The following is a 19,544-nucleotide window of genomic DNA, read 5'->3' as shown; positions in this document are numbered from 1 at the left end:
CCATCAATGACGAACGGCCGAGAAGGGACCCTCATGGCTACTTCCTCTGCGGAAACCCGATTCCGCACCACTGCCACCCTGACGTGCGTTCTCGCCGCCACGCTGACGCTCGGAGCATGCTCCTCGCCGGCGCCCGGCGGCGATACCGCCCCCACGAGCGCGGGCGGCAGCGACGCCTGCCAGCGCAACCAGGATGCCGGCACCATCACCTACATCTCCGGCTACGGCTACTCCGCTAGCGCCGGGCAGCTCGACGTGTTCCTGGCGAAGGAGCTGGGCTACTTCGACGACCTCTGCCTCGACGTGGAGATCAACGCCTCCGGCGCGAACGGGCAGCAGCTCGTCGCCTCGGGGCAGGCGCAGTTCACCGCTCTCGGCTCCGCCTCCGACGTGATGCTCGCCGCGGCGAACAGCAAGAACCTCACCGCGGTCGCGACCTACGGCACGACCCCGCCGTTCTCGATCTTCGGCAACGAGAAGCTCACCGACCTCACCGACCTCGAAGGCGGTTCGCTCGGGTACTTCATCAACCTCACGCCCATCGCCTCGGCCATGCTCGACGAGGCCGGCGTCGACGTCTCGAAGATCGAGATGGTGAAGATGACCAACTACGACCCGACCGTCGTCGTGCGCGAGCAGGTCGATGCGATCGTCGGCTACGCCTCCAACCAGCCGCAGACGCTCAAGGCACAGGACCTCCCGTTCAGCGAGTTCCTGCCCTCCGACCTCGGCGTCGAGGGCACGTACAACGTCATGGAGGTGAACTCGCGCTTCCTCGACGAGCACCGCGAGGTCGCGGCCGACTTCATGCGCGCGAGCCTCAAGGCCCTGCAGTTCTGTCTCGACGAGGCGGACGAGTGCATCGACATGCTGGCGGCCCTCGCGGAGGAGAACGGCCAGGGTGCGGCATTCCCGCGCGATCAGCTCGCCCGCACGTGGGAGGTGGAGTCGGCCTGGGTGCGCGAGAGCGCGGGCGGCAACCCCGGCGTGCAGACGGCGGACATGTGGCAGCCGGAGTACGAGATCGTGCAGGAGTACGGCGACGTGAAGGACCTCCCCGCCATCGCCGACATGATGGACCCGGATCTCGTGGCGGACCTGTACGACGGCGACACCCTCATCTGGGCGGAGAAGTGATGACCGCGGCACAGGGGGCGGGCGTCGAGGTCAGGAACGTCTCGAAGGCCTTCGGCGTCGACGGAGCCCAGGTGACCGTGCTCGACGACGTGAGCCTCACGATCGGCATGGGCGAGTTCGTGTCGGTGATCGGCCCCAGCGGCTGCGGCAAGTCCACGCTGCTCAAGGTGGTCGCCGGACTCCTCGACGCCGACTCCGGCACCGTCACGATCGACGGCGAGAGCGTCACGGCGGCCTCCCGCGACAAGAAGATCGGTCTCGTCCCGCAGTCCCCGGCGCTGCTGCCGTGGAAGACGGTGCGCGAGAACGTCGAGCTCCCCGTGCGGATCAACCGCGGAGCCAACGGCGACCGCGCCCTCCGCGACCCGGCCGAGCTGTTGTCGACGTTCGGGCTCGGCCATGCGCTGAAGAAGTACCCCGGGCAGCTCTCCGGCGGTATGCAGCAGCGCGCCGCGATCGCCAGGGCCTTCGTGTTCGATCCGGCGATCATGCTGATGGATGAGCCGTTCTCGGCCCTCGACGAGATGAACCGGGACCTGCAGCGCATCGCCCTGCTGGACTTCTGGCAGTCGAACCGCAAGGCCGTGATGTTCGTCACGCACTCGGTGCCGGAGGCGATCATGCTGTCCGACCGCATCGTGGTCATGGCGGCCCACCCCGGACGCATCGCCGAGGTGATCGATGTGAACCTCCCGCGGCCGCGGACCGAGGAAGCGTATGCGACAGACGAGTTCCGCGACCTGGAGGCAGTCGTGCGCGGTGCGCTGCGCGCGCAGACGGAGAAGGCCCATGTCTGAGCTGACGATGAGAGACACCACCGCCACCCTCGCCACCGCCCGGCTGAAGGCGCAGCCCCGCCGCGGCATCCCCGGGTGGCTCCGCTGGGGCTCCTGGGTGCCGACCCTGATCACGTTCGTGATCGCGGCCCTGCTCTGGCAGATCGTGGCGTGGACCAACCCCTACGTCCTCCCGACGCTGGAGGCCATCGGCGCCAGCCTCGTCGAGGACGCGGGGATGTACTGGTCGAACTTCCTCGTGACGCTGCTTGAGGTCGTCGTCGGCGCCTCGGCCGGCATCCTCGCGGGTTTCCTCCTGGCGGTCGTGATGGCCGAGTTCCAGATCATCGAGCGCGCCGTCATGCCGCTGGTCATCATCGTGATGGTGACGCCGATCGTCGCGATCGCCCCGGCGCTCGTCGTCGCCTTCGGGTTCGGCATGGTGCCGAAGTTCATCGTCACCGGCCTCGTGGTGTTCTTCCCGATGCTCGTGAACTCGCTCGCCGGCCTCCGCGACGTGGACCAGAAGGCGCTCGATGTGTTCACGACGCTGCACGCCTCGCGGTGGGAGATCTTCCGCGAGCTGCGGTTCCCCGGCAGCATGCCGTACGTGTTCGCCGGTCTGCGGATCGCGCTGCCCCTCGCCGTGGTCGGCGCGGCCGTGGCCGAGTTCGTCGCGGCAGGACAGCAGGCCGGTCTCGGCTCCCTCGTCACCACGTCGGCCGCGCAGGCGAATCTGCCCGTGACCTGGGCGAGCATCGCCCTGCTCTGCCTGCTCGGGGTGCTGCTCATCGTGCTCCTCGCGGTCGTGCGCCGGCGCGTCCTGTGGTGGAGCGACGGCGAGGTCACCGCGAAGGGCTGACCGTACGACCCCCCGGTCCCGGGGGCGCGACCCCTGCGCCCCCGGGTTCCCCCGGCGTGCCCGGAAACTCCGAACGACACCATCCCCCACTCCCAGGAAGGCATCCGCCATGACCGCTCAGCACCCCGTGAAGACCCTGCGGCTCGGACTCTTCGAGAACGCCCAGGCCAACGACTCCGGCACCGCGACCTGGCGCCACCCCGACAACCGGCGCTACCTCTTCGACAAGCTCGACTACTGGCGCGACACCGCGCGCCTGGTCGAGGACGCAGGGTTCGACTTCCTCTTCCTCGCCGACGCGTGGGGCTGGGCCGACGTCGCCGGCGAGCGTCCGGACATCTGCTCGGTCGAGGGCCTGGACCTGCCGCGGCTCGACCCGGCGATCATCCTCGCCGCGCTCATCCCGGAGACCTCCCGCCTCGGCCTCGTCGCCACAGGGTCGACCCTGCTCGAGCCGCCGTACTCCTTCGCCCGGCGCCTGGCCACCCTCGACATCCTGTCCGGCGGCCGGATCGGCTGGAACGTCGTCACCACCGGCACCGCCGACACCGCGGTGCAGGGCTTCGGTGTGCCGATGGTCGGGCACGACGAGCGCTACCTGATGGCGGACGACTTCATGCAGGTCGTCTACAAGCTGTGGGAGGAGGCCTGGGAGGAGGGCGCGCTGGAGCGCGACAAGGCGGGCCGTTTCGCCGACCCGGCCAAGGTGCACCGCATCGCGCACGACGGGCCCTACTTCCGCTCGCACGGCTACGGCAACACGCAGCGCTCGCCGCAGGGCACGCCGGTGCTGTTCCAGGCCGGGGCGTCGCCCGCGGGCCGCGAGTTCGGCGGCAAGCACGGCGAGGCGATCTTCGTGGGGAGCGGCTCTGTCGAGCAGCTCCGTGCGCATTCCTCGGCGATCCGCGAGGAGGCGGTGAAGAACGGTCGTGGCGCGCACGAGGTGAAGATCATGTCGGCGTTCGCCGCTGTCGTCGGCAGCACCGAGGAAGAGGCGCGCCGCACGTATGCGGAGGTCGCCGACGCGCAGAACCCCGAGGTCACCGTGGCGTCCTACGCCTGGTTCACCGGCCTCGATCTGTCGTCGTATGACCCGAGCACGCCGATGTCGGAGCTCAGCACCGAACTCTCGCAGACGCAGGTCGCCCGCTTCGCCGACAAGACGGTGGGCGACGTGCTGGGCGACTGGCACGCGCACGGGGTAGGCGCCCGGCCGATCGTGGGTACGCCGGAGCAGGTGGCGGACCGGATGATGGAGCTTGCCGACGGCGCGGACCTCGACGGCTTCCTCTTCGCCCCGGTGATCCCCCCGGCGTCGACCGCCGACTTCATCGAGCACGTGCTGCCTATTCTCAAGGAGCGCGGGGCGATCACCGACCCCGCCGCCGAGCCGCAGTCGCTGCGGGAACGGCTGATGGGCACCCCGACGCCCGCGCTCGCCGAGTCCCACGTGGGCTCGTCGTTCCGGCGGACGATGGCCCGTGTCTGAGACCCTCGCCGGCGTGGCCGTCGTGGGGAGCGCGAACCTCGATCTCGTGGTCGAGGTCTCGCGCCCACCCCGCGTCGGCGAGACGCTGCTCGGTCGGGCCGGGGGACGCTTCCCCGGTGGCAAGGGCCTCAATCAGGCCGTCGCGGCGGCGCGCACCGGAGCCTCGACGCGGTTCTGCGGTGTCGTCGGAGCGGACGAGGCGGGGGCCGTGCTGGAGGCGGCGCTCACGGAAGCGGGCGTGGACGCCGCGCTCCGCCGCTCCGCGTCCGCGCCGACCGGGGTCGCGCATGTGCTGGCCTTCGACGACGGCGACAACAGCATCCTCGTGGCGGCGGGGGCGAACGGCGAGCTCACTCCGGAGGACGCCGTGGCCGGGATCGCCGGGGCGGCTGTGGTGCTCGCCCAGCTCGAGGTGCCGTTCGCCGCGGTCGCCGCGGCCCTCGTGGCCGCCCGGGGTGCGGGGGCGCGCACGATCCTCAACGCCGCCCCCGCGCACGAGGCGGCGGTCGAGCTGCTCCCGGAAGTGGACGTGCTGGTCGTGAACGAGACGGAGTGCGCGGAGCTCGGCGGCGTCGAGCGGCTCCTCGGCGCCGGTGCCGGAGCGGTCGTGCTCACGGAGGGGGCCGCGGGTGTGACGCTGCATCGGCCGGGACGGCCCGGGGCGCACGTGGCGGCCTTCCGCATAGACGCCGTCGACACGACGGGAGCCGGGGACGCCTTCTGCGGCGCCCTCGCCGCCGGGCTCGCCCAGGGTCGAGACACCGAGCACGCTCTCGTGCGCGCCTGTGCCGCGGGGGCGATCGTCGCCCGACACCGCGGGGCGACCACCCCGGCGCTCACCGCCGATGCCCTCGACGCCCTGGTGGCCGGGCGCTGAGTCGCGTGCGCCCTGCGGGTCACCGCGGGGGAGCGGGTTCCGCCTCCGTCGTCTCCGCCGTCTCGCCGGCGAACGTGTACGCTCCGGCGCGCAGCCGCTCCAGCAGCGTCAGGAGCCACTCCTTCTCGGCGGTGAGTCGGGCGGTGGAGAGGTCGAAGATCTCGCGGACGTACTCCGGGGTCGTCTCCGAGCGCAGGGTGTCCTGCACGTCGAAGCCGTTCTGCGTGATGATCGCGTCGCTCTTGATGAGCCGATGCTCGAGCCCGGCGATGACCTCCTGCCGGCTGAGGACGAACATGAACGAGGCCACGGTCATGATCGCCTGGGTGTCGAAAGCCGCGACGTTCCACAGGTTCTCACGCAGCATGCGCTGCAGTTCCACCTCGCCGGCCGGGGTGATGCGGTAGGTGGTGCGCGCCGGGCGCTTGCCCTCGGTCTCGGTGCCGCTCTCCGCCACGTAGCCGTCGACCTCGAGCGCGCGGAGGGCGTTGTAGATCGAACCGGGCTGGATGTGCGCCCATTCGTCGACGTGCCACGTCATGAGCTCGCGGCGGAGGAAGTAGCCGTGAACGGGCTGGAACTGCTTGACGGCGCCGAGGACGACGAGGCGGGTGGTCGACATGCGCTTCATGCTAACGGCTCGGTGTCGTGAAATCTGTTGTTTGCATGGTCAAAAATGCATATGATTCAAATTAGTCAAAGTTGACTAACGAAAGGACTTCGTGATGACCACTGCCGTGACCGACGCCCTGCCGCGGGACCGCGCTCTCCGTCGCGCCTTCTCCGTTTACCCGACCGGTGTGGTCGCGCTGGCCGCCCACGTCGAGGACCGTGCCGTCGGCATGGCGGTGAACTCCTTCACCTCGATCTCGCTGGAGCCCGCGCTCGTCGCCGTCAGTGCCGCCCGCACCTCGAAGACGTGGCCCGTGCTTCGCGCCGTCCCCGAACTGGGGATGAGCGTCCTCGCCGCGCACCACGAGCCGCTCAGCCGCTCGCTTTCCGCGCGCGAAGGGGACCGGTTCGGCGGCCATGCCTGGCATCGCTCGGAGGGCGGGGCCGTGTTGATCGACGACGCCGCGCTCTGGCTCACCTGCCGCCTGCACAGCACGTTCGACGGCGGCGACCACGAGATCGCGCTCTACGAGATCCAGGACGTGACGCTCTTCGACGACGTCGAGCCGCTCGTGTTCCACCAGAGCCGCTACCGCGCGATCTCGCCCGCCGTAGACGTGTGACCGGACCGGCGCTCCCGGTGCTCTCCGGCCTCGTCGTCCCCGGCGACGGCCGCGGGCGACTGCTCGGCTTCCCGACCGCGAACCTCGCCCTGCCCGAGCGGCTGCTGCCCGACGACGGCATCTACGCGGCCTGGGCGCGGCTGCCCGATGACGACCGGCGGTGGGAGGCGACGGCGAGCGTCGGAGCCAACCCGACGTTCTGCGGCGACCGGGCGCGGCGACTCGAGGTGCACCTGCACGACGTCGACCGCGACCTCTACGGACAGCGGCTGTCGGTCGAGCTCGTCGCGCTGCTCCGGCCGACCCTCCGTTTCGATGGGGTCGAGGAGCTCGTCGCTCGCACCGCCGCGGATGTCGCGGCCTCCCGGCGGCTCCTCGCCGCGGAGCGGCGCACGTTCGCACGACGCTGACTACACCGCGTTCCAGCGAAGTCGCGGCAGAGAGGGGAACTCGGTGAGGATCGCCGCGGCGTCGGTCACGGGGAAGAGTGTCACCGGGAGTGGAGAGAGCCCCGGCGATGGTGCGACCGCGTAGGCCAGAGCGGCCGGCCCCTCCGGCGCGCTCAGAGAGACCCGACTCTCGCGGCCGGCGACGACGACCGTGGAGCTGTGGGGGCCTGCGGATAGGGCTGCCGCCGCGGCAGTCGCTCGGGCCAGGAGTGTCGGACCGGGAAGCCAGGGCAGGAAGGCGTCCGCAGCGAGTCCGAGGGCCAGGGCCAGGGCCGGGGTCAACCAGCGGTCGCTCTTGAGGCCGTAGGGAGTGGGCTCCCGCGAGAGCAGGTACCCGTAGCAGTGCAGGAGGCCGGCATTGCCGGTCGGCCAGGTCGCAGAGAGGCCCGCGCGCCGGTGGAGTTGGGCGAACAGGGCCGGCGTGATGACACCCGTGCCGGTGTTCTCGTCGACCGCCGTCGATCGGCCCCACGCGGCGAAGCGCCCGGCATCCCGATCGGCTCGGAGTGAGGCGTCGAGCCAGGGCAACGCGTCGATCGCGCCCTGCGCGGCGACAGGGGTGTCGATCGCCGCACGGTCGGCGGCGTGCATGAGGGCAGCGAGTTCGGACACGGCGTTCACCATACGGGAGCGAGGTGGACGGAGTGTTCACGCGGAGTTCATGCGGCGTGGGCGTTCTGTCCATATCCATCGCTCAAGGTGGACGAAGCGTCCGCACAGAAGGAATCCCGTGACCACCATCCTCCTCTTCGATTTCGACGGCACGATCGCGCTCGGCGACGGGCCCGTCCTCGCCTATGCCCGGCACGTGGCCATCGCGCTGGGCGCGCCGGAGCGCTTCGTCCACGACATCCGCACCGCGATCGCCGCCGCGGGCCCCGACGCCGTCGACGGTTACGACGTCGTCCGCCGCGCGGCGGACGGCCTGGGTGCCGACCGTGCCGTGCTCAGCGCGGCGTACATGGCGAGCCGCGCTCAGCTCGCCACGGCAGCGGCACCGGTCACGGTCCCGAGCGGCCTGGTCGAGTTCCTCCGGACCGCCGGCTCCGTGGCGGAGCGCGTGCTGGTGACCAATGCCCCCGCCGTGCGCCTTCCGGAGGCGCTGGAGCACCTGGGGCTTGCCGGACTGTTCGACCGCATCGTGACCGACGCCCGCAAGCCCGCGGGGATGGAGAAGGTCCTCGACGCGCTGCCGTCCGGTGCCCGTGTGCTGAGCATCGGCGACATGTGGCGCAACGATCTCGCCCCCGCACACGCTCGCGGCCACGCCACCGCGCTGATCGGGGGTTTCGCCGACCCGGCCGCGACCCCGACTTTCCGTGCGGCCGACTTCGCGACGCTCGCCCCGCAGCTCGAAGCCTGGCTGCCGGCCACCGACTCCTCCATTCCGCCCATCTCACACACCCTCACCACCGAAGGATGATCATGCGTACCTCCCCCTTCCGTCGCCCGGTTCTCGGTCTCGCCGCCGCCGGCGCCCTGCTGACCGTCGCGCTCGCCGGGTGCTCCGGCACCGCCGCCGGGTCCGACCCCTCCGGCGTCCCCGCCGAAGATCCGGACTCCCTCGTCCTCGCCCTCGTCCCGTCGCAGGACCAGGACGGCCTCGTGGACACCGCCGCCCCGCTGACCGACTACCTCACGGAGGAGCTCGGGATCGAGGTGACAGGTGTCGTCTCGAAGGACTACCAGGCCGCGGTCGAGGCGATGGGCGCGGGGCAGGCGCAGATCGGCTTCCTGCCGTCGCTGCAGCTCTGGCAGGCGAACGACATGTACGACGCCTCCGTCGTGTTGCAGACCGAGCGCAACGGCAACATCACCTACCCGGCGCAGTTCATGACGAACAACCCCGACAAGTACTGCGAGGACGAGCCGGTCGCGCGTGACGGGATGCTCTTCTGCAACGGCGCCGACGCCATGACTGGGCCCGCCGGTCTCGACAGCATCGACAAGGTGGAAGGCGCGAAGGTCGCCGTCCTCGGCCCGGGGTCCCCCGCCGGTTACATCTACCCGATCCTCGCGCTCCAGGAGGCCGGCCTGGACACGGACGCGGACGTCGAGCAGATCCCGGTGACGGCGAACGACGCGTCCGTGCTGGCCGTCTACAACGGCGACGCGGAGGTCGGCTTCAGCTTCTGGGACGCCCGCACGATCGTGCAGAAGGACACCCCGGACGTGGGGGAGAAGGTCGTCGTCTTCGCCATGACCGAGGAGATCCCGAACGACGGCGTCGCTCTGTCGGCCGACCTGTCCCCGGAACTGCAGGAGCGCATCACGACCGCGCTCGAGGAGTTCTCGAACACGGAGGAGGGCTCGACGATCCTGGAGAGCATCTACTCGATCACCAAGCTCGCACCGGCCGACCCCGCGTCGCTCGACGTCGTCGCCCGGGCCGCCGAGGCACTGGGGCTGCAGTAAGTTGTCCGCTCCGCATCACCCGGTGGACGTCGCGGCTCCGGCCGCGGCGTCCACGCCGTGGTCCATCCGCCTCGAGGAGGTGACTGTGCGGTACCCGAACGGCACGGTCGGACTGAACCGTGTCTCCCTGGACATCGCCGCCGGCGAGATGGTCGCGGTCGTCGGACTCTCCGGCTCGGGGAAGTCCACGCTCATCCGCACGATCAACGGCCTGGTGCCGGTCACCTCCGGCACCCTCGACGTCGGCGGGCATCGCGTGAGCGGCGCCTCCCCACGCACGCTGCGTCGGCTCCGGGGGGACATCGGCATGGTCTTCCAGAGCTTCAACCTCGCCGGTCGCGCCAGCGTGCTGCAGAACGTGCTCGTCGGGCGTCTCGCCCACACGCCGCTCTGGCGCACGCTCCTCGGTGCCTATCCTGAGGTCGACCGGCAGCGCGCGTACCACGCGCTCGACCGGGTCGGGATCCTGCCCAAGCTGCACGCGCGGGCCTCCGATCTCTCCGGCGGCCAGCAGCAGCGCGTCGCGATCGCTCGCGCTCTAGCCCAGGAACCTCGCGTCGTCCTGGCGGACGAGCCGGTGGCCAGCCTCGACCCACCCACCGCGCACGGCGTGATGAACGACTTGCGCCGCATCAACCGCGACCTGGGCATCACGGTGCTCGTCAACCTCCATCTGCTCGACCTCGCACGTGAGTACGGCGCCCGCATGATCGGCATGCGCGCGGGGGAGGTCGTCTACGACGGTCCCGCCGCCGGCGCCTCGGACGCGGATTTCGAGAGCATCTACGGCCGCTCGCTCACCGCGGACGATCGGCTGGACGCATGACCGCCCCCGCCGTCGCTCCGGGGACCGCGCCGGCACCGCTCGACGTCCCCGCGCGTCCCCCCGGCGCCTGGAAGGGGCCCGCCGTCCTGGCGGGGGTGGTGGCGGTGACCGTCGTGATGTGTCTGCCCGGCATCGGGATCGGAGTCGACCTCGACGCGATCGCGCGCAACTGGCAGAACGGCGCCGACAAGGTACTGAAGCTGCTCGTGCCCGACTGGTCGTTCTTCCCGCGCACGGTTCCGCCACTGATCGAGACCTTGCAGATGGCGGTCATCGCCACTGCGATCAGTGCCGTCGTGTCGCTGCCGCTCAGCTTCTGGGCCGCGCGGGCGACGAACCCGAACACGGCCGTGCGGCTGGTCGTGCGAGGCGCCCTCAACGTCGTCCGCAGCGTTCCCGACCTGCTGTACGCCGCCATCCTCGTCGCGATGGTGGGCGTCGGCGCCCTTCCCGGGATCCTGGCGCTGGTCCTGTTCAACGTCGGGATCATCGTCAAGCTCGTGTCCGAGGCGATCGACACGAACGACCGCGGCCCCCTCGAAGCCGGCAGGGCGGCGGGTGCGACGCAGACCCAGATCAACCGCACGCTCGCGCTTCCGGACGCCTGGCCCGCCTTCGCGAACCAGACCCTCTACGTCTTCGAGCTCAACGTGCGCGCCTCGACCGTGCTCGGCCTGGTCGGGGCGGGCGGCATGGGGCTGCTCATCGACGCCGTCCGCACCTTCTACCGCTATGACCAACTCTCGCTCATCATCCTCGAGATCCTCATCGTGGTGATCGTGATCGACGTGGTCTCCGACGCCGTCCGACGGAGGCTCATATGACCGCGCCTCTCACCGCCGTCCCCGCCCGGCCTCGGCGCCCCTGGCTCCTCCTCGGATGGGGCCTCGTGACCGGCGTGATCGTGCTGGCCTTCTGGTCGATCGACGTCTCCTGGGCGCGCCTCGCCGATCTCCCGGCGGAGATCGTGCGCTACACCGTGCTCATGTTCGGCGACCCGAACTGGGAGAAGCTCCCCGAGGCTCTGTGGCAGACCTGGCGGAGCATCGAGATGGCCTGGGTCGGCACCGTACTCGGCATCCTCCTCGCGACACCCCTGAGCCTGCTGGCCGCTCGCGGCTTCGGACCGGTCTGGCTGCGCAATCTGCTTCGCGGGCTGTTCTCCCTCATCCGCGCGGTCCCGGAGATCATCATCGCGATCGTGATCCTCTCGGTGACAGGGCTCACGCCCTTCACGGGAGCCCTGGCGCTCGCACTCAACGGCATCGGCACCCTCGGCAAATGGGGCTATGAGGCCGTCGAAGCCGTGCCCCGTGGCCCCATCGAGGCGGCACACGCGGCCGGCGGCAGCACTCTCCAGGTGCTGCGATGGGGAGTGTGGCCGCAGGCGGAACCGGCGTTCTGGTCGTTCTGGCTCTACCGCTTCGAGATCAACGTGCGCTCGTCGGCCGTCCTCGGGCTCATCGGCGTCGGCGGCATCGGCGACATGCTCACCTCCTACACCCAGTACCGTGAGTGGTCGACGGTGGGTGTCCTGCTCATCGTGGTGGTCGTGGTGACGATGCTGATCGACGCGGCATCCGGCGCGATCCGCCGCCGGATCATGGAGGGAGCCCGAGTCCGTGTTCGCCCCTAGCGCTCCGCCGACCGTGCGCATCGCCGCGGTTCGCAACACCCTGCAGCCGGCGGAGCGGCGGGTGGCCGAGCTCATCCTGGACTCCGCCGACGCCGTCGTGGAGTGGACAGCGCAGGAACTCGCCGACCGGGCCGGAGTCGGCCGCGCCACCGTCGTCCGCGCGTGTCAGGGCTTCGGTTACCGCGGCTACCCACAGCTCCGGGTCGCGTTGGCCGCCGAGCTCGGCGGGGGGAGCGGTGACGCCGCGGTCGATCACGGGCCCGGTGTGCTGGGACGGATGCGCGCCGAGATCGGCCGAGTCGCGGCGTCCCTCCCTGTGCTTGCGAGTCTCCTGGACCCGGCGACCGTCGACGCGGCAGTCGGCGCGACCGCTTCCGCGCGACGTGTGCTGGTCCTGGCGAACGGTCTCTCGTCGCCGATCGCCAGCGACCTGGCGATGCGGCTCACGGCGGCAGGGCGACCGGCGGAGTTCATCGCCGACGCCATCGCCCAGCAGATCGCGGCCCGGCATCTCACGGAGCAGGACGTGTGCGTCATCGTCAGCGGTTCCGGAGCCAATGAGGCGAGCCTGCGTGTCGCGACTGCCGCCGCCCGCGGCGGTGCGACGGTGATCGCGCTCACCTCGTTCGCGTCCTCCGCGCTGACCGACGCGGCCTCCCTGTCACTCGTCATCACCCCGGCCGGGGTGAGCTTCCGCGAAGAGCTGCAGCACGCCTCCCGCGTCGCTTTCCTCGTGTTCGCCGAGGTGTTCGCGGCCGCGGTCACCTCCGCGCGCGGCGACGCTGCCGTCCAGGCTCGGGCACACGCCCTCGAAGTGGTCTCCGACAACCTCGACGGCTGAGGGACCACGGTTCCGGCTGCACGATCCCAGTCCGGATGCACGAGCAGGCGGGCCGATCCGTCGTGCACGTGTCGCGCAGTCGTGCGGGTGACGCGGGGTGAGGGGGGCGGAAGGGGCCGGGTCAGTCGCGCGCGGTCTGCAGCAGCGCCCACACCTCGGCCCGGGCGGGGAAGGTCGTCAGGTCGACCCCGAGGAGGGCTCCGGCGTGGGAGACCCGGGAGCGGAGGGTGTGCCGGTGGATGCCCAAGGCGGCGGCGGCCTGCTCGGCCCGCGCGTCGTGGTCGAGCCAGGTGCGCAGCGCGTGTTCGAGCGCGGTGCCGTGGGCGGCGTCGTGCTCCCGGAGCGGGGCGAGTCGCGACTCGGCGACGAGCCGGGCCTCATCCGTGGCCAGAGCGGTGAGCAGGCTCGACCCGACCGTGTCGGCGTACCGGACGGCACCGCTCGTGCCGGGCTGACGGAGCGCGACGAGCGCCTGCGCGTGGGCCCGGGAGAAGGCGTCGTACCCCTCCGGAGCGGAGACGCCGACGCGGGCGGTGAAGCGGGCGGCCACATCGTCGAGAAGCGGCTCGTCGGTCGCGGAGATGCAGATGACGACGCCGTCCTCGGAATCGGCGAGGAACGCGGGAGTGCCGTGGTCGAGGCGCCGGCGCTCCCACCAGTCCAGGAGCGGTTCCGCCGGGGCGTCTCCCGTCACGGCGACCACCACGGGGGCGGGCGGGAGGCTCCCGAGCACCCGGCGCGCGAGGCCGGGGTCGTCGCCCAGGAGCGAGCGCAGCAGCTGCGTGTGCAGGCGGCGACGGCCGCGCGCGAGCTGCTCGCTCTGCTCCCGCGCGAGTCCGGCCATCGCGATGACCGACGTGACGACGGCTCTGGCCTCCTGGTCGAGGGCGTCGGCCTCCACGGCGAGCACGCCGCGCAGGTGCCCGCCCCGCCCCACCGTGAAGAGCATGAAGGTGTGTGCCTCGAGGGTGAGGGACTGCCCTGCCTCGAGTCCGCGGTCGAGGATCTCCTGGACCCGCGTCCCGAGCTCCTCCCGGACGCCTGCGGAGAGGGCGTCCCGGGGGTGGGTGACGAGCAGGTCCCCCGTCGCATCGAACATGCCCGCCCAGGCGTCGAGCCGACGGCCGAGTTCGGTGACGATGGCGTCCAGCCCGCGCGGTCGGAGCGCGGCGAGGGCCAGGGCGCGCTGGGTGTCGAGCGCCCAGGTGCGCCGGGCGTAGGCCTGCGCCGCGATCGCTTCGGAGTGGGCGCGGGCCACGGCGATGAACGGCGTGCGGTACGGCACCTCGAACAGCGGGATGCCCTGGTCGGCGCACGCCGCGATCAACTCTTCCGGCGTGCCCGAGCGATGCACGTCGGTGCCGAACCCGAGCCCCAGCACCCCGCGCTCGGCGAGGCGCACGACGTAGGGCGGGATGGCGTCCGCGTCGTCGAACTGGGCGCCGGTGGTGAGGAGCACCAGGTCTTCCGCGAGGAAGGGTGTCGGATCCGCGAGATCCGAGCTGTGCACCCAGCGCAGCGGACGGTCGAGTGCGCCGTCAGGCAGATCCGCGGCGGCGGAGACGAGGCGCAGGTCCAGATCACGGCGCCGCAGCAGGGCGGACAGCGTGGGCGGATCGGTGGGGGCCATGCGATCTCCGGTTGTACGAGACGGCGAAATCAATTCTCCGATTGTACGACCCGGCGAATGCGGGCGTCTCCGATGCCGCCGTACGCTCGCGACATGGCTCTCCTCGACACCGCAGCACCCGCAGTCCCCCTCGGCGGCCCCGACCTCCCGCAGGAGCGTCGCCTCGTCACGGAACTCCCCGGCCCGCGGTCGGCCGAGGTCCTCGCCCGCAAGGCGGACGCGGTCGCCGCCGGTGTCGGACACACCGTGCCCGTCGCCGCCGTCGCCGCCGGGGGAGGGGTGGTCGTCGACGCCGACGGCAACTCGCTCATCGACCTCGGCTCCGGCATCGCGGTGACCACGGTCGGCAACGCGCACCCGAAGGTCGCCGCGGCCGTCGCCGCGCAGGCCGCGCAGTTCACGCACACCTGCTTCATGATCTCGCCGTACGAGTCGTACGTCGGCGTCGCCGAGGCGCTCAACCGCGTCACCCCCGGTGACTTCGCCAAGAAGAGCGCCCTGTTCAACTCCGGCGCCGAGGCCGTCGAGAACGCGATCAAGATCGCCCGCAAGCACACCGGACGCCAGGCCGTCGTCGCGTTCGACCACGGCTACCACGGCCGCACGAACCTCACCATGGCGCTGACCGCGAAGTCGATGCCCTACAAGAGCGGCTTCGGCCCGTTCGCCCCCGAGGTCTACCGCGCGCCGATGTCCTACCCGTTCCGCGACGGACTCGAGGGCGCAGAGGCCGCGGCCCGCGTGATCGTCCAGCTCGAGAAGCAGATCGGCGCCGACAACCTCGCGGCCGTCATCATCGAGCCCATCCAGGGCGAGGGTGGCTTCATCGTCCCCGCCGACGGCTTCCTCCCCGCGATCGTCGACTGGTGCCGCGCGAACGGCGTCGTCTTCATCGCCGACGAGGTGCAGACCGGGTTCGCCCGCACCGGGCACATGTTCGCCAGCGAGATCTTCGGCATCGAGCCCGACCTCATCACCACCGCCAAGGGCATCGCGGGCGGGCTGCCCCTCGCGGCCGTGACCGGTCGCGCCGAGATCATGGACGCCTCGCACTCCGGCGGCCTCGGCGGCACCTACGGCGGCAACCCGATCGCCTGCGCGGCGGCGCTCGCGGCCATCGACGTGTTCGAGAACGACGGCGTCATCGAGCGGGCCCGCGAGATCGGCGAGATCCTCATCGGCCGCCTCACCGCCCTCCAGTCCGAGGACGCCCGCATCGGCGACGTCCGCGGTCACGGCGCGATGGTCGCGGCCGAGTTCGTGGACCCGGAGACCAAGGCTCCGGACGCCGCGCTCACGGCCGCCGTTGCCAAGGCGTGCATCGCTCAGGGCGTCATCGTCCTCACCTGCGGCACGTACGGCAACGTCATCCGCTTCCTCCCGCCGCTGTCCATCGGCGACGAGCTGCTGAACGAGGGCCTCGACGTCGTGGCCGAGGCGCTCGCCGGCGCCTGACACTGTCCGGTCGCGTCCCCGGATCGGGGGATTTCGGGACGCGACCGGTACTTCTTCCCCCGCATCCCCCGACGACGAAGGAGTTGCAGATGGCTGAGATCACCCGCGACGTGCTGATCGTGGGCGCCGGAGCCGCAGGGCTCACGGCGGCCAACGACCTGCGGAAGGCCGGACTGTCGGTCGCCGTGCTGGAGGCCCGCGACCGCGTGGGTGGCCGGCTGTGGACCGACGTGATCGACGGCGCCATGCTGGAGATCGGCGGCCAGTGGGTCTCGCCCGACCAGGACGCCCTCAAGGACACGATCGAGGAGCTGGGGCTCGAGACCTACAGCCGCTACCGCGAGGGTGACAGCGTCTACGTCGGCCCGGATGGTCAGGCCCACCGCTTCACGGGCGAGATGTTCCCGGTGTCGGCGGAGACCGAGGCCGTGATCGCCCGCATCACCGGCATCCTCGATGCCCTCGTCGCCGAGATCGACCCGGACAAGCCGTGGGAGCACCCGAACGCGGCCGAGTGGGACTCCATCTCGTGGGACGCCTGGCTGCGGTCGCAGACCGACGACGACGAGGCCGTGCGCAACCTCGCCTTCGCGACCGGCTCGGCGATGCTGACCAAGCCGACCCATGCCTTCTCGCTCCTGCAGTCGCTGCTGATGGCGGCGTCCGCCGGCTCGTACTCGAATCTCGTCGACGCCGATTTCATCCTCGACAAGCGCGTCGTGGGAGGGCTCCAGCAGGTGCCGCTGCGCCTCGCCGAGCGCCTGGGTGACGACGTGCTGCTGAACCAGCCCGTCCGCAGCCTGGAGTGGTCGGACGACGGGGTCGTGGCGACCACCGACGACCTCACGGTCCGGGCACGGTACGCGATCCTCGCGCACGCCCCCATCCTCTACAACCGCATCTCCTTCGTCCCGCCGCTGCCGCGTCGTCAGCACCAGCTGCACCAGCACCTGTCGATGGGCTTCGTCATCAAGGTGCACGCCGTCTACGACCGCCCGTTCTGGCGCGAGCAGGGCCTGAGCGGTACGGCGTTCAGCCCGTACGAGCTCTCGCACGAGGCGTACGACAACACCAACCACGGGGACGAGCGCGGCACCGTGGTCGGCTTCGTGTCCGACGCCAACGCCGACGGCGTGTTCGAGCTGTCGGCCGAGGAGCGCAAGGAGCGCATCCTCGAGTCGCTCTCGCACTACTACGGTCCCGAGGCCAAGAACCCGGTCGTCTACTACGAGAGCGACTGGGGCAGCGAGGAGTGGACCCGCGGCGCGTACGCCGCGAGCTTCGACCTCGGGGGTCTGCACCGCTACGGCGCCGACCTGCGCACGCCGGTCGGACCGATCCACTTCGCCTGCAGCGACATGGCCGGAGCGGGTTACCAGCACGTCGACGGGGCGATCCGCATGGGCCACCTCGTCGCGGCGAACATCGTCGACGCCCGCCGCGAGGCCGGCGCTCCCGAGAGCATCGGCTGATGACCGGCTCGGTCGTCGTCGGCTACACGGCGACGGATGCGGGGGCCGACGCGGCGGCGCTGGGCGCACGACTGGCGCGCAGCATCGGCGCGACCCTGCACCTCGTGATCGTGCTGCCGACCGAGGGGACCCGGAGCGCCGCCGTGCCACCGGAGCGCGCCTACGAGGACGTCATCCGGAAGCAGGCGCGGAGCTGGCTGCAGGACGCGGTGGTGCGTCTGCCGCAGGAGCTCGTGCGCAGCGGCCACGTGCGCTTCTCGGAGTCGTTCGCCGAGGGCCTCATCGCCGCCGGTGAGGAGTTCGACGCCAGCGTCATCGTGATCGGCACGGCCGGTGGAGGCCTCTTCGGCCGGCACCGCCTGGGCAGCGTCGCGTCGGAGCTGCTGCACTCCTCGCCGATCCCGGTGGCCCTCGCGCCGTCCGGTCTCGCGCAGCAGGACGACCACGTGCTCCCGCGCGTCACCGTCGCCGTGGGCACCCGACCCGGCGCGGAGGGCGTGCTCGACCAGGCCGTCGCCCTCGCCGGCGCCGCCGAGGTGAGCCTGCGGCTGGTGTCGCTCGTGCCGTTCGACGTGCCCCCGGGACTCGACACCGGGGCGATCCGCCTCGCCGGCAGCGAGCACGCGCACCAGGTGCTGGCCGTCGCCGCCGAGCGGCTGCCGGACGGCCTCGGCGCCGTCGTCGAGGAGGCCCCCGGCGAGACGGTGGAGGACGCCGTCGCCGGGCTCTCCTGGCTCCCCGGCGAGGTCGTGCTCGTCGGCTCCAGCCGGCTGGCGCAGCCGCGCCGACTCTTCCTGGGCTCCACGGCGGCGAAGATGCTGCACGAACTGCCCGTCCCCATGATCGTCGTCCCGCGTACCCGCGATGAAGCAGGAGACCGCTGATGAGCAGCACCAACCGGGCGACGGAGCCCGCATCCGGCGTCACGACCGGAATCTCGACGAAGGGCCTGAGCGCCGGCACCGTCGGCCTGATCGGCGCCGTCGTGATCGGCATCTCGTGCATCGCCCCCGCCTACACCTTCACGGCCGCCGTCGGCCCCACCGCGTCCGAGGTCGGCGCGCAGATCCCGGCGATCATCCTCGTCGGCTTCATCCCGATGCTTCTGGTCGCCTTCGGCTACCGCGAGCTCAACAACCGCATGCCCGACTCCGGCACCTCCTTCACCTGGGCCGCCAGGGCGTTCGGGCCGTGGGTGGGCTGGATGGCCGGCTGGGGTCTCGTGGTCGCCACGATCCTCGTGCTGTCCAACCTCGCCGGCGTCGCGGTCGACTTCCTGTTCCTGCTGCTGTCGCAGATCACGGGCAACGCGGAGATCGCCGATCTCGCCGGCGTGACCTGGATCAACATCGGCGTCTGCCTGCTCTTCATGCTCGGCGCGACGTGGGTGTCGTACCGCGACATGCAGACCACGCAGAAGCTGCAGTACTGGCTCGTCGGATTCCAGATCCTCGTGCTCGTGTTCTTCGCGGTCGCCGCGATCGTGCAGGCCGTGGGCGGCAACGGCTTCGACTACCAGCCGTTCGACCTCAACTGGTTCAACCCGTTCGCGATCTCGTCGTTCAGCGCGGTCGCCGCCGGTCTGTCGCTGTCGATCTTCATCTTCTGGGGCTGGGACGTCACCCTCACGATGAACGAGGAGACGAAGGACCCGGAGAAGACCCCGGGGCGCGCGGCCACCGTCACGGTGCTCACGATCGTCTCGCTGTACCTGCTCCTCGCCGTCGCGATGATCATGTTCGCGGGCGTCGGCACGGGGGAGCTCGGCCTCGGCAACGGCGACATCCAGGAGAACGTGTTCTTCCACCTCTCCGGACCGATCCTCGGGCCGCTCGCGTTCCTCGTGTCCCTCGCGGTGCTCACGAGCTCGGCGTCGTCGCTGCAGTCGACGTTCGTCGGTCCGGCCCGCACCCTGCTCGCGATGGGCCACTACGGCGCGCTCCCGAAGTCGTTCGCGAAGGTGAGCCCACGGTTCTTCACCCCGGGCTACGCCACGATCGTGTCGGCCATCGTGGCCTCCGCGTTCTACGCGGTGATGCGCGTGGTCAGCGAGGACACGCTGTGGGACACGATCCTCACGCTCGGCATGATGATCTGCTTCTACTACGGGATCACCGCGTTCGCCTGCGTCTGGTACTTCCGCAAGCAGTGGTTCGACTCGGCGCGGAACGTCTTCTTCACCTTCCTGTTCCCGCTGGTGGGCGGCATCATCCTGGCGATCCTGTTCTTCACCACGCTGATCGACTCCATGGACCCGGCCTACGGCTCCGGGTCGGAGATCGGCGGCATCGGGATCGTCTTCATCCTCGGCATCCTCATCATCGTCGTCGGCATCGCCGTGATGATCTGGAACGCCATCCGCCGCCCCGCCTTCTTCCGCGGTGAGACGCTGGGTATGGACGCTCCGCCCAGCCGTCGTCGTCGTCCCACGTCCGTCTGAAAGA

The 19,544-nt window shown here is 70.9% G+C and carries 20 protein-coding genes; 17 read left to right on the top strand and 3 right to left on the bottom strand.

Going from position 1 to position 19,544, the window contains the following annotated elements; genetic code table 11:
- The first annotated feature begins 33 nt into the window (after positions 1-33).
- The 5 genes from KZC57_RS06400 to KZC57_RS06380 all read left to right on the top strand — a co-directional run bounded on the left by KZC57_RS06400 (position 34) and on the right by KZC57_RS06380 (position 5,141).
- Entirely contained in the window at positions 34-1,137 is a 1,104-nt protein-coding gene (locus KZC57_RS06400; RefSeq protein WP_247641296.1) for an ABC transporter substrate-binding protein, read from the top strand.
- Entirely contained in the window at positions 1,137-1,934 is a 798-nt protein-coding gene (locus tag KZC57_RS06395; protein ID WP_029989074.1) for an ABC transporter ATP-binding protein, read from the top strand. The genes KZC57_RS06400 and KZC57_RS06395 overlap by 1 nt, the downstream gene beginning before the upstream one ends.
- Entirely contained in the window at positions 1,927-2,775 is an 849-nt protein-coding gene (locus KZC57_RS06390; RefSeq protein WP_062765124.1) for an ABC transporter permease, read from the top strand. Before KZC57_RS06395 ends, KZC57_RS06390 begins: the two co-directional genes overlap by 8 nt.
- A 109-nt stretch (positions 2,776-2,884) precedes the next feature.
- Positions 2,885-4,264 (top strand): NtaA/DmoA family FMN-dependent monooxygenase, encoded by a 1,380-nt coding sequence (locus tag KZC57_RS06385; RefSeq protein WP_144882373.1) that lies wholly within the window; start codon positions 2,885-2,887, stop codon positions 4,262-4,264.
- Positions 4,257-5,141, top strand: coding sequence for a ribokinase (locus KZC57_RS06380; protein ID WP_105950314.1), 885 nt, complete (start codon positions 4,257-4,259; stop codon positions 5,139-5,141). The genes KZC57_RS06385 and KZC57_RS06380 overlap by 8 nt, the downstream gene beginning before the upstream one ends.
- Positions 5,142-5,160: 19 nt before the next feature.
- Here the strand turns inward: KZC57_RS06380 and KZC57_RS06375 are convergent, their stop codons facing one another.
- Positions 5,161-5,763, bottom strand: a complete 603-nt coding sequence (locus tag KZC57_RS06375) for a PadR family transcriptional regulator (RefSeq protein ID WP_025102352.1) — start codon at positions 5,761-5,763, stop codon at positions 5,161-5,163.
- 103 nt (positions 5,764-5,866) lie between these two features.
- Here KZC57_RS06375 and KZC57_RS06370 point away from each other — a divergent pair, with 103 nt between their 5' ends.
- Both KZC57_RS06370 and KZC57_RS06365 read left to right on the top strand, forming a co-directional pair.
- A complete protein-coding gene (locus tag KZC57_RS06370) occupies positions 5,867-6,376 on the top strand; it encodes a flavin reductase family protein (RefSeq protein WP_247641295.1) in 510 nt (169 codons plus the stop codon).
- On the top strand, positions 6,373-6,786 hold the full coding sequence (locus tag KZC57_RS06365; protein WP_247641294.1) for a riboflavin kinase: 414 nt from the start codon (positions 6,373-6,375) through the stop codon (positions 6,784-6,786). The genes KZC57_RS06370 and KZC57_RS06365 overlap by 4 nt, the downstream gene beginning before the upstream one ends.
- Here the strand turns inward: KZC57_RS06365 and KZC57_RS06360 are convergent, their stop codons facing one another.
- Complete coding sequence (locus KZC57_RS06360) at positions 6,787-7,437, bottom strand: amino acid deaminase (RefSeq protein WP_247641293.1); 651 nt, start codon at positions 7,435-7,437, stop codon at positions 6,787-6,789. It abuts the gene before it with no gap.
- 118 nt (positions 7,438-7,555) lie between these two features.
- On the opposite strand from KZC57_RS06360, the gene KZC57_RS06355 reads away from it, so the two are divergent.
- The 6 genes from KZC57_RS06355 to KZC57_RS06330 are packed head-to-tail and all read left to right on the top strand — an operon-like array spanning position 7,556 to position 12,543.
- Positions 7,556-8,248, top strand: a complete 693-nt coding sequence (locus KZC57_RS06355; protein ID WP_247641292.1) for an HAD family hydrolase — start codon at positions 7,556-7,558, stop codon at positions 8,246-8,248.
- A 2-nt stretch (positions 8,249-8,250) separates the two neighbouring features.
- Positions 8,251-9,240, top strand: a complete 990-nt coding sequence (locus KZC57_RS06350; RefSeq protein WP_247641291.1) for a phosphate/phosphite/phosphonate ABC transporter substrate-binding protein — start codon at positions 8,251-8,253, stop codon at positions 9,238-9,240.
- Between the two features lies 1 nt (position 9,241).
- The gene (gene phnC / locus KZC57_RS06345; RefSeq protein WP_247641290.1) at positions 9,242-10,066 is read left to right on the top strand and encodes a phosphonate ABC transporter ATP-binding protein; all 825 of its coding nucleotides are present in this window, start codon (positions 9,242-9,244) and stop codon (positions 10,064-10,066) included.
- Positions 10,063-10,890 carry a phosphonate ABC transporter, permease protein PhnE gene (phnE, locus tag KZC57_RS06340; protein WP_247641289.1) on the top strand — a complete coding sequence of 276 codons (828 nt, stop codon included), beginning with the start codon at positions 10,063-10,065 and terminating at the stop codon, positions 10,888-10,890. The genes phnC and phnE (KZC57_RS06340) overlap by 4 nt, the downstream gene beginning before the upstream one ends.
- On the top strand, positions 10,887-11,702 hold the full coding sequence (phnE, locus tag KZC57_RS06335) for a phosphonate ABC transporter, permease protein PhnE (RefSeq protein ID WP_085606325.1): 816 nt from the start codon (positions 10,887-10,889) through the stop codon (positions 11,700-11,702). The genes phnE (KZC57_RS06340) and phnE (KZC57_RS06335) overlap by 4 nt, the downstream gene beginning before the upstream one ends.
- Positions 11,689-12,543, top strand: a complete 855-nt coding sequence (locus tag KZC57_RS06330) for a MurR/RpiR family transcriptional regulator (RefSeq protein WP_085606323.1) — start codon at positions 11,689-11,691, stop codon at positions 12,541-12,543. Before phnE (KZC57_RS06335) ends, KZC57_RS06330 begins: the two co-directional genes overlap by 14 nt.
- Positions 12,544-12,664: 121 nt before the next feature.
- On the opposite strand, the gene KZC57_RS06325 is transcribed toward KZC57_RS06330, so the two are convergent.
- Positions 12,665-14,173: a PucR family transcriptional regulator gene (locus KZC57_RS06325; protein WP_105950312.1), complete on the bottom strand. Its 1,509-nt coding sequence runs from the start codon at positions 14,171-14,173 to the stop codon at positions 12,665-12,667.
- 93 nt (positions 14,174-14,266) lie between these two features.
- On the opposite strand from KZC57_RS06325, the gene gabT reads away from it, so the two are divergent.
- From gabT to KZC57_RS06305, 4 genes are all read left to right on the top strand, one after another.
- Complete coding sequence (gene gabT / locus KZC57_RS06320; RefSeq protein ID WP_247641288.1) at positions 14,267-15,628, top strand: 4-aminobutyrate--2-oxoglutarate transaminase; 1,362 nt, start codon at positions 14,267-14,269, stop codon at positions 15,626-15,628.
- An 89-nt stretch (positions 15,629-15,717) separates the two neighbouring features.
- Complete coding sequence (locus KZC57_RS06315) at positions 15,718-17,100, top strand: NAD(P)/FAD-dependent oxidoreductase (protein WP_247641287.1); 1,383 nt, start codon at positions 15,718-15,720, stop codon at positions 17,098-17,100.
- Complete coding sequence (locus KZC57_RS06310; protein ID WP_085606317.1) at positions 17,100-17,984, top strand: universal stress protein; 885 nt, start codon at positions 17,100-17,102, stop codon at positions 17,982-17,984. The genes KZC57_RS06315 and KZC57_RS06310 overlap by 1 nt, the downstream gene beginning before the upstream one ends.
- The gene (locus tag KZC57_RS06305; RefSeq protein ID WP_025102346.1) at positions 17,984-19,540 is read left to right on the top strand and encodes an APC family permease; all 1,557 of its coding nucleotides are present in this window, start codon (positions 17,984-17,986) and stop codon (positions 19,538-19,540) included. The genes KZC57_RS06310 and KZC57_RS06305 overlap by 1 nt, the downstream gene beginning before the upstream one ends.
- The last annotated feature ends 4 nt before the right edge of the window (positions 19,541-19,544 follow it).

It is taken from the genome of Microbacterium sp. KSW4-4 (genome assembly GCF_023091185.1).
Classification (GTDB): domain Bacteria; phylum Actinomycetota; class Actinomycetes; order Actinomycetales; family Microbacteriaceae; genus Microbacterium; species Microbacterium paraoxydans.
This window is presented reverse-complemented; position numbering and strand designations above follow the sequence as displayed.

Coding starts and splice junctions, on each gene's coding strand:
- KZC57_RS06310 (WP_085606317.1), top strand. CDS start 17,100: ATGACCGGCTCGGTCGTCGTCGGCTACACGGCGACGGATGCGGGGGCC.
- KZC57_RS06400 (WP_247641296.1), top strand. CDS start 34: ATGGCTACTTCCTCTGCGGAAACCCGATTCCGCACCACTGCCACCCTG.
- phnE (WP_247641289.1), top strand. CDS start 10,063: ATGACCGCCCCCGCCGTCGCTCCGGGGACCGCGCCGGCACCGCTCGAC.
- KZC57_RS06385 (WP_144882373.1), top strand. CDS start 2,885: ATGACCGCTCAGCACCCCGTGAAGACCCTGCGGCTCGGACTCTTCGAG.
- KZC57_RS06325 (WP_105950312.1), bottom strand. CDS start 14,173: ATGGCCCCCACCGATCCGCCCACGCTGTCCGCCCTGCTGCGGCGCCGT.
- KZC57_RS06375 (WP_025102352.1), bottom strand. CDS start 5,763: ATGTCGACCACCCGCCTCGTCGTCCTCGGCGCCGTCAAGCAGTTCCAG.
- KZC57_RS06370 (WP_247641295.1), top strand. CDS start 5,867: ATGACCACTGCCGTGACCGACGCCCTGCCGCGGGACCGCGCTCTCCGT.
- KZC57_RS06350 (WP_247641291.1), top strand. CDS start 8,251: ATGCGTACCTCCCCCTTCCGTCGCCCGGTTCTCGGTCTCGCCGCCGCC.
- KZC57_RS06395 (WP_029989074.1), top strand. CDS start 1,137: ATGACCGCGGCACAGGGGGCGGGCGTCGAGGTCAGGAACGTCTCGAAG.
- KZC57_RS06390 (WP_062765124.1), top strand. CDS start 1,927: ATGTCTGAGCTGACGATGAGAGACACCACCGCCACCCTCGCCACCGCC.
- KZC57_RS06305 (WP_025102346.1), top strand. CDS start 17,984: ATGAGCAGCACCAACCGGGCGACGGAGCCCGCATCCGGCGTCACGACC.
- phnE (WP_085606325.1), top strand. CDS start 10,887: ATGACCGCGCCTCTCACCGCCGTCCCCGCCCGGCCTCGGCGCCCCTGG.
- gabT (WP_247641288.1), top strand. CDS start 14,267: ATGGCTCTCCTCGACACCGCAGCACCCGCAGTCCCCCTCGGCGGCCCC.
- KZC57_RS06315 (WP_247641287.1), top strand. CDS start 15,718: ATGGCTGAGATCACCCGCGACGTGCTGATCGTGGGCGCCGGAGCCGCA.